Genomic DNA, 13015 nt, shown 5'->3' with positions numbered 1-13015 from the left:
GGCGAGGCGCTTCAGTGGATGGGCACGGGGCGGCCGGTGCCCACCGGCGAGTTCCTCGCGCGGCGCACGATCTCCTCGCCGTCCTGCGGCAGGACGAAGCCCTGCTGCACGTTCCGCTGCACCGAGGCCTCGACAGCCTGGACATAGCTCGCCTTCGACGGATAGAGCTGGGCCAGCTTCTGCGCGCCGAACGGCACGTGCATGCCGTAGTTGCCGGGGCAGCCGGGGCTCATGCCCACCTGGTCGCCCCGGTTGGTCGCCGTCGGCACATCGACCTCCGCCATGCGGATGCCGCCTTGGGCGATCTGATGGCCATCCCGCGCGATGGCGAAGGGGTCCATCGATGCGACCTGGATCGGTGTGGCGGACGGTGGCTGCACCTTGTCGAGCACCCACTTCGCGAGGTGGTGGTAACCGGCGTTCAGCACGAAGCGCAGGGGGACGTGGCTGGCCGGCTCGGGCTGGCAGGCCAGGTTCGGCGGCGGCATGCCGTCGCGCACCGCCATGCCGTGGCGGAACATCACCCACCAGTAGTCGACGTGGGAGGCGCCGGCGACCTCCCACCCGCGGTAGGTGGGCGAGTCGGGCTGGCGCGCCAGCACCCTGCTGCGGTTGACCTCCGACTCGCTCAGCACCCGGATCATGGGCTCCTTCACGTCCGTGCGGAACGGCCCCCCGGCGACCTGGACCAGGAACCCGTCGTAGGCCTTGTGCAGCGGCTGCACCGAGTTGTAGTACGAGGTCAGCCGGCCCGCCGACTGCGACTGGCCGACGGCGAGGACCGCACGGGGCTTCATGCTGCCCAGCAGTTCCTGCTTGCCCGGGCCCTTCAGCGCCCGTGCGACCTGCGTGAAGATGTCGTAGGACAGGGAGTCGTCCATCACGGTGCCGCCGGCCGTCACGTCGAGGTCGCCGTACCGCGTCGGGCTCCAGGCCTTCAGCCCGTTGGGGGCGTTATGGACGCCCACGCGCTGGGCCTGGACGCCGACATGGATGTAGCCGGCCCGCGTCAGGTACTCGCGCGAGTACTGCCAGTGCAGGTCGATGCCGTAGCCCGAGGTCACGTTGTCCCACTCGACGATGACGACGCCGTTGAACTTGGCGGGATCTGAAGGCTTTCGCACCAGGATGCGCGTCTTGTAGGGATGGCCGTTCGAGACCGCCACGGCGTTCTGCATCGACGGCGTTTCGTAGCGGGTGGCCTGGCCTTCGAGGAAGAACTCCTCCTCGACATAGCCTGAGGCGGTCAGGTCGAAGTTCGGCTCGGCGCCGAAATGCGGATAGTCCTTCGTCAGCCCGGCGCCCGGGGTGGCGTTGACCTGCACCGGCCCGATGACCTTGGGTGCCGAGTGGCTGCTGGCCACCTGGGCCTGTGCGGCGCCTGCAAACGCCACGGCGAGTGCGGTGGCGACGAGCGTGCGGGAGATCCGCGAGACGGAGTTGCGCGACATGGTCAGCTTTCGAAAATGGGATGGAGGCATGGCCGTGGGTCTCAGGCGGCGGCACGCGGGCGCCGGCGGGCAGACAGGTAGATGCCGGCAAGGCCGAGCGCCATCAGCGCATAGGTGCCGGGCTCCGGCACCGCGGAGGTGAACTCCACCGTGATGGCGCCGCTGCGCCAGAGGCCATCCGGCGTGAGGCCGTCGTAGGCGTCCTCGGCGAACTCGACCCGCAGCATGCCGTCGGCGCCGACCGCGAAGCCGAGACCGCCTCCGGCGAGATCGATGGATCCGGCGAAGCTGCCGCTGCCCGCGGCATTCGTACCGAACGCCGGCCGCAGCAGGAAGCCGTTGAGCGTCGAACTGTCGGTGAAGGCAGCGCCAAGTTCGGACAGCCAGCTCGGCTCATAGGCCTGCAGCACCACGTCGTAGCTCACCGCCTTGACGACCGAATTCGCCCCGATGTCGTACTGGAACACCGGGTTGGCACCCCCCAGGAACTCGCCCGCGCTGGCGATGGACGAGACATCGATCGTGAGCGTGCCGGCGACGCTGACGCCGGGGGCCGCCACGCCGAACAAGCACGCGGCCGCCATCGCGGCGGCCGACTGTGCACACAACTTCTTCATTGCTGGGTCTCCTCTTGATTGCTCGATCAGCAGATGCCGGTTGCAACTGCCGGGGCCATTTTTTTGGCCGGAGGAGACCTGTGAAAAGCGATATTTCGTCAGGCTAGGATGAACATCGATCATGGCGGGATAACCCGGAAAACACGGGCTGTCCCTCTTGGCTAGACAAGCTCAGGCGGTGTATCGGCTCCTCAGCTCGTCCTGCCGCCGGTCCGCGTCCTGCTCGCCTCCCCGTGGAGCCACGACAGGAAGGCCGCGACGGCGGGGCGGCGCGCATGCCGCGCCGGATACACCGCGAAGTGCGCCTTGACCTTGATGGCCTTCTCGAAGCCGTAGACCGGGCGCAGCTGGCCGGCGGCGAGGTGGCCGCCGGCATTGACGGCACTCTCGAGCGCCACGCCCAGCCCTTGCGTGGCCGCGTCGAGCGACATCTGCGCCCGGTCGAAGCGCACGGCAAAACGCTCGGGCGCCCTGCGGTCGCTGAAGGTGCGGAACCAGTCCGACCACTGCACGATGCTGACGTTGCTCTGGATCAGCGGCACCTCGAGCAGTTGATCGATCCGCTTGAGGCGGTGTTCCTTGATGAACTGCGGGCTCGCCAGCGGCAGGATGGACTCCTCGAACAGCGGCTCCACCTCCAGGTTCGGCCATTGCGGCACGCCGTAGCGGATGTCGATGTCCGCCTGCCCGAGCGCGAAGTCGCTGGGCGTGTGGGCTGCGGACAGGTTCAGGCTGATGTCCGGGTAGGCCTCGGCGAAGCCCCTCAGCCGCGGCATGAGCCAGAGGCTCGCGATGCTGGGCGCCGAATGCACGTACAAGCTGTTGCTCACGCCCTGCCGCATGTCGTCCGTGGCGGCGACCAGTGCCGCGATGGCACCGCCGACGCGGCTCAGGTAGGACTCGCCGGCCGCACTCAGGTACACGCCGTGCGCGCTGCGCTCGAACAGCCGCACGCCCAGCTGCGATTCCAGCTTGGCGACCTGGTGGCTGATCGCCGAGGCGGTGAGGTGCAGTTCCGTCGCGGCGAGGGCGAAGCTGCGGCGGCGCGCGACCGCTTCGAACGCCAGGAGGTTTGCGACCGAGGGGACCGTGGCCATAGGGAGAACCCCGCCGTCAGATGAAGAACCGTCATCTTAGGCTGATAACACGTCGCTTGTCTTCACCGGCACCGCCAGCCAATATGCCTACACCCACTAGGAGATACCGACATGTTGCTGAAGGACAAGGTTGCGCTCATCACCGGCGGCGCCGGCATCAACGGCCTGGGCTATGCCACGGCCAGCCTGATGGCGCAGCAGGGGGCCCGCGTCGTGGTGCTCGACCTGGAACGCGCCGCGCCGGCCGAGGCCGCGCAGCGCATCGGCACGGACCACCTCGGGCTCGTCGCCGACGTCACGGACAAGCGCTCGTGCGATGCGGCCGTCGCGGCCGTGCTGGAACGGCTGGGCCGGATCGACATCCTCGTGAACAACGCCGGCATCACGCAGCCCGTCAAGACGCTCGAGATCTCGGGCGCCGATTACGACCGCATCCTCGACGTGAGCCTGCGCGGCACGCTCTACATGACGCAGGCAGTCCTGCCCGCCATGCGCGCGCAGCAGGCCGGCTCGGTCATTTGCATCTCTTCGGTCTCCGCGCAGCGGGGCGGCGGCATCCTGGGCGGGCCGCACTACTCCGCGGCCAAGGCCGGGGTGCTGGGGCTGGCCCGCGCCATGGCCCGCGAGTTCGCGCCCGAGGGCATCCGCATCAACTGCATCACGCCGGGCCTGATCGGCACCGACATCATCAAGGGCAAGCTCGACGAGACACGCAAGGCGGAGATCGCCGAGACCATCCCCCTGGGCCGCCTCGGCCGGGCCGCGGACGTGGCAGGCGCCTGCGTCTTCCTCGCCAGCGACCTCTCCTCGTACTGCACGGGCATCACGCTCGACGTCAACGGCGGCATGCTGATTCACTGACCACCACGGCGGCCCATCCGAACAGTCCGCCTCTTCAAGGAGACAACACCATGCAACGAAAGTCCCTCAACAAGATCCTGGCCGCACTCGCCGGCACGGCCCTGCTTTCTTCGGGCATCGTGCTCGCCCAGCCCGTCAAGCTGACGCTGGGGCACGGCGCCGCGCCCGGCAACCCGCGCCATGAGGCCTCGGTCAAGTTCGCCGAGGTGCTGAAGGCGAAGACCGGCGGCCGCATCGAGGTGCAGGTGGCGCCCTCGGCCCAGCTCGGCGACGACGCCGCCATGGTGACCGCGGTGCGCACGGGCGCGCTCGACATCACCGCCAACTCGCAGGGGGCCGTGTCCACCGCGGTGCCGGAGTACGCGGCGTTCGGCATGCCGTTCCTGTTCGCCACGCCCGCCCAGGCCTTCAAGGTGCTGGACGGCTCGCTGGGCAAGGAGCTTGCGGACAAGTCGGCCGCCAAGGGCATGGTCGTGCTCGGCTACTGGGACAACGGCATCCGCCACATGACCAACAGCAAGCATCCCATCGTGAAGGTGGAGGATGTGAAGGGCCTGAAGATGCGCACGCCGCCCGATGCCGTCCTGGTCGACATCATGCAGGCCCTGGGCGCCGAAGCGCAGCAGATCAAGTTCGCCGAGCTCTACGTGGCGCTCCAGCAAGGCGTGGTCGACGGGCAGGAGAACCCGCTCGCCAACTTCCACGCCAGCAAGCTCTTCGAAGTGCAGAAGCACCTCGCGCTGACGAGCCACATGTTCCAGATGACGCCGCTGCTGATGAGCAAGCGCAGCTGGGACCGCCTGAGCGAGGCCGACCGGAAGGCCGTGACGGAGGCCGCCGCCGAGGCGACGGCGCTGCAGCGCAGGCTGTCGCAGGAGGCCGACGACAACCTGCTGGCCGACCTCAAGGCCAAGGGCGTGCAGGTCACCACCGTCGACAAGGCCGCTTTCGAGAAGGCCACCGCCAAGGTGGAGGAGAAGTGGACGTCGGGTCCGATCGGCGCCTACGTCAAGCGTGTCGTCGCGGCGGCGCGCGCCAACTGATCGGGCGCAGGCCGGACGGACGCTGCCCTCGCGGCGCGGGGGCAGCGCTGCAACGAGCGTGACGCTCGCAGGAGACATCGATGAACGTTCTAGAACGCATGGTCGTCGGCCTCTGCCGGATCGTGCTGTGGGCCAGCACGGCCGTGATCTTCGTGATCCTCGTGGCCAACACCGTGCTGCGCTACGCCACGGGTGCCAGCCTGCAGTGGGCTAACGAGGTGCCGGAGCTCTTGTTCCCCTGGCTGGTGATGTCGGGCGTGGTGCTCGCCGCCGCGAGCGGCGCGCACATCACCACCACCTTCCTCGTCGAAGTATTGCCGGCCCGTATGCGGCGCGTGGTCTCGGCGCTGAGCTGGCTGGTGGTCGCCGCGCTCTATGCCGTGCTGGGCTTCGCGACCTACCGGATGCTGGAGATCGTCCACGACGAGCGCACGCCGATCCTGCAGGTGCCCGGGTCGATCACCTACGCGTGCGTGATGGTGGGCATGGCCATGCTGGGCCTGCTGGCATTGAAGTCGGCCTGGACCGTGTGGATGCACGGAACGCCCGTGCCACCGACCGGCACCGACCACCCCGTGCCCGCACCCCACTGGTGAGCCGGCACTTTGGAGACTTTCATGACTGCCTTGATTCTCTTTGTGTTCCTCGGCAGCGCGGCGCTCGCGATGCCGATCGCCCACGCGCTGCTGGTGGCCGCGCTCGCCGCAGCAGCCAGCTCGGACCGGGTGCCCCTGGACCTGCTCGTCCAGCAGATGGTGGCGCAGGTGCAGAGCTTCCCGCTCATCGCCATCCCGTTCTTCATGCTCACCGGCTCGTTGATGATGGGCGGCAAGCTCGGAGAGGCGCTGATCGGGGTGCTGTCGACGCTGATCGGCCGCTTCCACGGCGGGCCTGCACAGGTCGGGGTGCTGTCGTCGACCCTGTTCGGCGGCGTCTCGGGCTCCGCCGTGGCCGATGCATCGGCGATCGGCTCGCTGCTGATCCCGTGGCACAAGCGCCTGGGCTACCCCGCGGCCTTCTCCGCGGCGACGCTGGCCGCCGCGGCGACGATCGACATCCTGATCCCGCCGTCGATTCCGTTGATCCTCTTCGCGCTGAGCTCGAACGCGTCGATCGCCTCGCTCTTCGTCGCCGGCGTGCTCCCGGGCCTGCTCATGTGCGGCGGCTTCATGCTGGCCTGCTGGTGGGTGGGGCGCCGTCGGAACTTCCCGCGCGAGACGGCGCCATTCGATGGCCCGGCCTTCCGCCGCCACCTGATGTATGCATCGCCGGCCGTGGTGCTGCCGGTCCTGATCATCGTCTTCCTTCGCTTCGGCATCGCCACGCCCACCGAGGTCGCGGTGCTGTCGACGCTGTACGCGGGGGCCGTGTCGGCGATCGTGTACCGCGACCTCGGCTGGAAGCGGCTGAACGATGCGGTGGTGCATGCGGGGCTGGCCACGGGCGTGGTGCTGCTCGTGATCATGGCGTCGGCCGCCATCGGCTGGCTCCTGACCTACGACCAGATGCCCACCGGCATCGCCAACTGGGTGCAGCAGAACGTGCACGCCGCCTGGCTCGTCATCCTGCTGATGAACCTGATGATGCTGTTCCTCGGCATGTTCATCGACCTGCCCGCCGCGGTGCTGCTGCTCACGCCGGTGTTCGTGCCGATGGCGCAGGCGATCGGCATGGACATGACGCAGCTCGGAATCATGATGGTCGTCAACCTCGCCATCGGCCTGTACACGCCGCCCGTCGGCACGACGCTCTTCATCACCAGCGCGCTGGCCAAGGTGAAGGTCGGGCAGACCGTCCGGGAACTGGGCCCCTTCTACCTCGTGGCGTTCGGCGTGCTCGCGCTGGTGTCCTACGTGCCGGCCAGCATCGTGCGCTGACGGCTGCCTCACTCACTCACAAGGAACGGAAATGGAAAACCAACAGCAGACGCTGGCGTCCCTGCGGCGCTGCGCCTACCGCATCCGCCGCTTTGCGCTGCGCATGGGCGAAGTGCAGGGCCAGGGCTACATCGGCCAGGCGCTGGGCTGGGCGGACGTGCTGGCCGTGGCGTATGCACACGCGCTCAATTTGCGCCCCGACGAGCCCGAATGGGAGGATCGTGACCGCTTCCTGCTGTCGCACGGCCACTATGCGATCGCCTTCTATGCGGCCCTGATCGAGGCCGGCATCATTCCGGAAAGCGAACTCGAGACCTACGGCAGCGACGACAGCCGGCTGCCGATGTCCGGCATGGCGACCTACACCCCCGGCATGGAAATCTCGGGCGGCTCACTGGGCCAGGGCCTGCCGATCGCCGTCGGCATGGCACTGGGGCTCAAGCACAAGCGCAACGCCGCCTTCGTCTACAACTCGATGTCCGACGGCGAACTCGACGAAGGATCGACCTGGGAAGCGGCCATGGGCGCGGCCCACCACCGGCTCGACAACCTGATCTGCCTCGTCGACATCAACAACCAGCAGGCCGACGGCCCGTCGGGCAAGGTGATGGGCTTCGAGCCGCTGGCCGACAAGTGGGCGGCGTTCGGGTGGCACGTCCAGCGGGTCGACGGCAACGACCTGCCGGCAGTGCTGGCGGCCTTTGACCGGGCCCGCCAGCTCACCGAGCCGCGGCCGCGCGTGATCCTCTTCGACACGCTGATGGGCAAGGGCGTGCCATTCCTCGAGCAGCGCGAGAAGAACCACTTCATTCGGGTCGACCCGCCGGAATGGCAGCAGGCCCTGCAGATCCTGGACCAATCGCAGCCCGAGGAGGCCGTGTGATGAACACCACCGCGACAAACAAGCCCCGCCTGACCACCTCGGCCATGATCGCGTCGATCGCCTCGGAGGGCCAGCGCGTCAAGGCGGCGCCGTTCGGCAAGGCGCTGGTGGAACTCGCCGCCGGCCGGCCCGAGATCGTCGGCCTGACCGCCGACCTCGCGAAGTACACCGACCTGCACCTCTTTGCGCAGGCCTATCCGGAGCGCTTCCACCAGATGGGCATGGCCGAGCAGCTGCTGATGGCGGCGGCCGGTGGCATGGCCAAGGAGGGGCTCGTGCCCTTCGCGACGACCTACGCCGTGTTCGGGACGCGGCGCGCCTACGACTTCATCCACCAGCTGATCGCGGAGGAGAACCTCAACGTCAAGATGTGCTGCGCCCTGCCCGGCCTCACCACCGGCTACGGGCCCAGCCACCAGGCCACCGAGGACCTCGCCTTGATGCGCGGCATCCCCGGGCTGACCATCGTCGATCCCTGCGACGCGCTGGACACCGAGCAGGCGGTGCCGCAGATCGCCGCGCACCCGGGGCCGGTGTACATGCGCCTGCTGCGCGGCAATGTCCCGCTGGTGCTCGACGAGTACGGCTACAGCTTCGAGCTCGGCAAGGCCAAGCTGCTGCGCGACGGCAACGACGTCCTGCTGATCGCCAGCGGGATCATGACGATGCGGGCGCTGGAAGCCGCCGAGGATCTGTCCCGCGACAACGTCGGGGTGGCTGTGCTGCATTGCCCGACGATCAAGCCGCTCGACGAGGCGGCGATCGTCGAAGCCGTCCGGTACAAGCACCGCATGGTGGTGGTGGCGGAGAACCACTCGGTCGTCGGCGGCCTCGGGGAAGCGGTCGCGAGCGCGCTGCTGCGCCACCGGGTGCAGCCGGCAGGCTTCCAGCTGGCCGGGTTGCCCGACCAGTTCCTCGACGCCGGAGCCCTGCCGACGCTGCACGACCGCTACGGCATCAGCCGGGAGGCCCTGGGCCGGCGCATCAAGGCGTGGCTGGGATGAGGCGCCCCCCGCCCTAGAGGCCGCCGGTCGCCCGCAGCTTCGCCGCCATCGCGCAGAGCTCGACGACGCCCATGTAGTTCAGCACCTCGCGCTGGCCGACGAAGTAGGGATTGGGCACGTCCTTCAGGTACCGGTTGGGCACGTCGACGCCGTCGCGGTCGTGCCCATGGCGCTTGTGCCGCCCGTCGTCGTCGCGGAGCGCGCGCAGCGAGGCCGCCGTGTGGGCCCGGTAGTAGCCGTTGTCGAACTCGGTGTGGTTCGACAACAGCGCGGTGGCGCCGTAGGCCGCAGTCGCCTGCGCGAACTTCCTGGCCGACGCGATGTACCCGTCGTAGTAGGCAGGATCCGGGTTGGTGAACGAGATCGCGGTGCCGCCCGGGTAGGCGACGCGGATGCGCTTGCCGCCGTCCTTGAACTCGAACAGGAAGGACAGCGTACCGGGCGTGTGCCCCGGCATCGTGACGATCTGCAGCGAGACGTCGCCGAGGGTGATGAAGCGGCCGTCGGTGCCGTCGTTCTGCGGGCCGTAGCGGGTCGCGTGCGGCCCGGTGCGGGCGAGCACGCTCGGCCAGTCGCCCTCGCCGTAGATGAGCGTGGCGCCCGGGATGGCCGCCTCCGTCAGGTGGGCACCGCCGTCGTGGTCGGCGTGTGCGTGGGCATAAATGGAATACCGCACGTTCTTCGGATCGAGGCCGAGGAAACGCAGCCCCTTGTGGATCTCGTCCTCCGTGGCGTACTCGAAGTTGCCGTCGATAAGGATGATGTCGCCCCGGCGCGAGACCAGCGCATAGGTGCTGTGGTTGCGCGTGCCGAGGAAGTAGAGGTTGTCGCCGATCTGCGCCGGCGGGGCGTACCAGTTCGCCCGGGGCGGGACGCCCCCGGGCGGCGTGGGCAGGTCCCCGGTGGGGTAGCCCGCAGGATCGATCGTCGGCACCACCCGGTTGGCCGCGCTGATCGTCGGGATGCACAGGCGTGTGTAGGTGCCCGGCCAGTCGGTGCCGGCGTACGCCTTGGCCGAGGCCTGCAGCGCTTCGATCGTGGGCGTCTGGGCCGGCGCGGCGCCGGCCGCCAGGGCGAGGGCCACGCCCAGCCCCATGGAATGCTTCAGCATGAACCACCTCCTCCGCGGATTGCTGACATGAGCGGGTGCCGGGCTGGCAACCCGCCCAACGAATCACTCTAGGCCGCCGCTGGCGTTTTTCAACTGCGCCGCGCCGGCTCCCGCAATCAAGCCGGCTGGCCGCGGTGACCACCTTTTGTAAACACTCCACCGATGCCATGGAGGTTATTCACCGGCGCCAGGCGCATAACTGGCGGGCCGGGTGGGAAGTGATCGCAGAACTGCCCGGCTCCGGGCTCCAAGGTGTTCGCCATGGCGGCAGTGTGCGCCGTTGCATGCCGGCACGCCCTCTACATCCGGTCACAAATCGCGCGGCAAATCACAAATAGAGGCGCGGAAAATAATAACCACGCACCGGTGAATCCCTTATTCCTGCGCGCGTTTTCTGATTTTCGAGGCAGTTCAATCCGCATTTTCTCTGAATAACTCCGTAAGACTGCCGTCAGCGACGCTAATTAGCGTGCGATTTACCGGAAGGGGTGCCTCACGACCTTTCCGGCAAACCATTTACCGCAAGCACAGAGTATTCAGGAGACAATAATGCTTCGAAGAAAACCATTCGATTCCGGACGACGCGCATGCGTCATCGGGCTGCCTGCCGCAGGGGCGCTCATGGCGCTGCACGCGCCCGCCCACGCCGCCTCGCGCCAGGACTTCTACGCCCTGGGGAGCTGGGCGACCCCCCCGGTCGCCGCCGCCCCCTCGGACGCGAACCGCGTCAACAACCAGACCCTGCGGCAGGTGCTGCGGCTGAGCCTGGGCGGGGAATCGATCCGCGTGAAGCTCTCCAACCGCTACGGCAGCGCGCCGCTGGTGATCCAGGCCGCAGGCATCGCCCTGCGCAACGGCAACGAGCGGATCATCGCCGGCAGCGGCAAGGCGTTGACGTTCAGCGGCCGCGAGTCGTTCACCATCCCGGCCTACGGGGAGCTGTACAGCGACTGGCTGACCTTCGCCGCGGGCAACCTGACGGAACTGGCGATCGACGTGCACATCGCCGCCGACACGTCGGCGGGCACCTCGCCCTTGACGCTGCACAACTCGCGGCCCAGCGGCCAGATCGTGTCGTACCTGGCGGGCGGCAACCAGGTGGGCGCCACGGTGCTGCCCACCGAGGCGACCCGCGCGGCGTACTACTTCATCACCGGGGTGGAGGTGTCCAATCCACGCGCGCCCGGCGCCATCGTCTGCTTCGGCGACTCGATCACCGACGGCAGCCAGTCCAGCCTCTACGCCAACGCGCGCTACCCGGACTACCTCGCGAACCGCGTGATCTACGGCAGCACGATCGCGCCGATGGGCGTCGTGAACCTCGGCATCGGCGGCAACCGCGTCCTGGTCGGCGGCACGGGCGCCAGCGCACTGGCTCGCTTCGACCGCGACGTGCTGTCGCTGTCGGGCGCGTCGCACGTCATCGTGCTCGAGGGCATCAACGACATCAGCGGCGGCAACACCGCCGCCAACATCATCCGCGGCCACGGCCAGATGATCGCCCGGGCACGGGCCCGCGGCCTGAAGATCTACGGCGCCACCGTCACCCCGTACGGCAATGCACCGCAGCCCCGCGAGGACGAGCGGCTGGCGCTCAATGCATGGATCCGCGGCAGCGGCGCCTACGACGCGGTGATCGACTTCGACGCCGCCATCCGCGACCCGGGCAATCCGCGCGTGATGCTCGCGCGCTACGACAGCGGCGACAGCCTGCACCCCAACAGCGCCGGCTATGCCGCCATGGCCAACGCCATCGACCTGAACCTCTTCGCCGGCCCGAAGCTGCGCCGCTGAAGCGGGCGGCCCGTGCACATCCCCATCCATCAGAACCAGGAGACAACCCGATGACCTCTGCACGAACGACATCGCCGTGGTACAGGCTGCGCAAGGCGCTGCTCGGCGCCGCGGGCGCCGCCCTGCTGTCGCTGCCGGCCAGCCTGCCGGTGCATGCCCAGACGCGCGACAACGCCGTGGTGACCTGGGCCGCGCCCGTGGTGTCGGCCAACGCCAGCGCCAACAACCGCATCAACAACCAGACGCTGCGGCAGATCGCGCACATCAGCGTGGGCGGGGAGCGCGTCCGCGTCAAGTTCTCGAACCGCTGGGGCAGCCAGCCGCTGGAGATCGGCGGCGCGACGGTCGCCCTGCGCACGGCCGGCCCGGAGATCGATCCGGCGTCGCGCCGCGTGTTGAGCTTCGGCGGCGCGGCCACCTTCACGGTGCCGGCCGGCGGCGAACTGCTCAGCGACTGGGCCGACCTGCCCGTGGGCGATGCGGCCGACCTCGCGATCGACCTCTACCTGCCCGCGGACACGGCCGCCGCGGGCTCGCCCCTCACCGTGCGCAACGGCGCCCTGCAGACGACCTACGTCTCCACCGAAGGCAACCACCTCGGCGCCACCGGCTTCCCCGTGGCATCCAACCGCCTGCAGTGGAACTTCCTCGCGGCCGTCGACGTGCAGGCGGCATCGAAGACGCCGGCCGTCATCGCCTTCGGCGACTCGATCACCGAGGGGCTGCGCTCCACCGCCAACACCAACCGCCGCTGGCCCGACGTGCTCGCGCAACGGCTGCTGCCGGTGCGCCGGATGGGCGTGGCCAACCTGGGCATCAGCGGCAACCGCGTCTGGACCGGCGGCGGCGCGACCAACCCGAGCGCGATGGCCCGCTTCGATCCCGACGTGCTGGCGCAGAGCGGCGCCACGCACGTGATCATCATGCTGGGCATCAACGACATCAGCGGCAACGCCACGGCCGACGACGTCATCGCCGCCCTGCGGCAGGTGATCACCCGGGCGCGCACGCAGCAGCTGAAGATCTTCGGGGGAACGCTCACGCCCTACGGCAACGCGCCCGAGGCCCGCGAGGCCCATCGGCTGGCCGTCAACCAGTGGATACGCACGAGCCGGGAGTTCGACGGGGTCGTCGACTTCGACGCCGCGCTGCGCGACCCGTCGAACCCGCGGCGCATGCTGCCCCTGTACGACAGCGGCGACAGCCTGCACCCGAGCGATGCCGGCTACGAGGCCATGGGCAACGCCGTCGACCTGACCCTGCTGCGGTGACGGGCG

The 13015-nt window shown here is 68.8% G+C and carries 12 protein-coding genes; 8 read left to right on the top strand and 4 right to left on the bottom strand.

Features of this window, described 5'->3' with window-relative positions; genetic code table 11:
• Positions 1-11: 11 nt before the first annotated feature.
• The 3 genes from V4F39_RS08900 to V4F39_RS08890 form a co-directional block, all read right to left on the bottom strand.
• Positions 12-1451 (bottom strand): alpha/beta hydrolase domain-containing protein, encoded by a 1440-nt coding sequence (locus tag V4F39_RS08900; RefSeq protein WP_332288966.1) that lies wholly within the window; start codon positions 1449-1451, stop codon positions 12-14.
• A 41-nt stretch (positions 1452-1492) separates the two neighbouring features.
• Positions 1493-2068 (bottom strand): PEP-CTERM sorting domain-containing protein, encoded by a 576-nt coding sequence (locus tag V4F39_RS08895; protein WP_332288965.1) that lies wholly within the window; start codon positions 2066-2068, stop codon positions 1493-1495.
• Positions 2069-2259: 191 nt separating this feature from the next.
• Positions 2260-3165, bottom strand: coding sequence for a LysR substrate-binding domain-containing protein (locus V4F39_RS08890; RefSeq protein WP_332288964.1), 906 nt, complete (start codon positions 3163-3165; stop codon positions 2260-2262).
• A gap of 111 nt (positions 3166-3276) precedes the next feature.
• On the opposite strand from V4F39_RS08890, the gene V4F39_RS08885 reads away from it, so the two are divergent.
• The 6 genes from V4F39_RS08885 (at position 3277) to V4F39_RS08860 (ending at position 8833) form a co-directional block, all read left to right on the top strand.
• Positions 3277-4026 (top strand): SDR family NAD(P)-dependent oxidoreductase, encoded by a 750-nt coding sequence (locus V4F39_RS08885; protein WP_332288963.1) that lies wholly within the window; start codon positions 3277-3279, stop codon positions 4024-4026.
• Positions 4027-4076: 50 nt separating this feature from the next.
• Entirely contained in the window at positions 4077-5069 is a 993-nt protein-coding gene (locus V4F39_RS08880) for a TRAP transporter substrate-binding protein (RefSeq protein ID WP_332288962.1), read from the top strand.
• Between the two features lie 80 nt (positions 5070-5149).
• The gene (locus V4F39_RS08875; RefSeq protein WP_332288961.1) at positions 5150-5665 is read left to right on the top strand and encodes a TRAP transporter small permease; all 516 of its coding nucleotides are present in this window, start codon (positions 5150-5152) and stop codon (positions 5663-5665) included.
• A gap of 21 nt (positions 5666-5686) precedes the next feature.
• The gene (locus V4F39_RS08870; RefSeq protein ID WP_332288960.1) at positions 5687-6946 is read left to right on the top strand and encodes a TRAP transporter large permease; all 1260 of its coding nucleotides are present in this window, start codon (positions 5687-5689) and stop codon (positions 6944-6946) included.
• Positions 6947-6977: 31 nt separating this feature from the next.
• Entirely contained in the window at positions 6978-7829 is an 852-nt protein-coding gene (locus V4F39_RS08865) for a transketolase (protein WP_332288959.1), read from the top strand.
• Positions 7829-8833, top strand: coding sequence for a transketolase family protein (locus V4F39_RS08860; RefSeq protein ID WP_332288958.1), 1005 nt, complete (start codon positions 7829-7831; stop codon positions 8831-8833). Before V4F39_RS08865 ends, V4F39_RS08860 begins: the two co-directional genes overlap by 1 nt.
• A 13-nt stretch (positions 8834-8846) precedes the next feature.
• Here the strand turns inward: V4F39_RS08860 and V4F39_RS08855 are convergent, their stop codons facing one another.
• The gene (locus tag V4F39_RS08855; protein ID WP_332288957.1) at positions 8847-9944 is read right to left on the bottom strand and encodes an MBL fold metallo-hydrolase; all 1098 of its coding nucleotides are present in this window, start codon (positions 9942-9944) and stop codon (positions 8847-8849) included.
• A gap of 621 nt (positions 9945-10565) precedes the next feature.
• Between V4F39_RS08855 and V4F39_RS08850 the strand changes: the two genes are divergently transcribed.
• Positions 10566-11738: an SGNH/GDSL hydrolase family protein gene (locus tag V4F39_RS08850; RefSeq protein WP_332288956.1), complete on the top strand. Its 1173-nt coding sequence runs from the start codon at positions 10566-10568 to the stop codon at positions 11736-11738.
• A 50-nt stretch (positions 11739-11788) separates the two neighbouring features.
• Positions 11789-13009 (top strand): SGNH/GDSL hydrolase family protein, encoded by a 1221-nt coding sequence (locus V4F39_RS08845; RefSeq protein ID WP_332288955.1) that lies wholly within the window; start codon positions 11789-11791, stop codon positions 13007-13009.
• The last annotated feature ends 6 nt before the right edge of the window (positions 13010-13015 follow it).

Origin of the sequence: Aquincola agrisoli (genome assembly GCF_036621135.1) — a bacterium.
GTDB lineage: Bacteria > Pseudomonadota > Gammaproteobacteria > Burkholderiales > Burkholderiaceae_C > Aquincola > Aquincola agrisoli.
The sequence above is the reverse complement of the archived record's forward strand: the minus strand, read 5'-3'. Positions and strand labels throughout refer to the sequence as shown.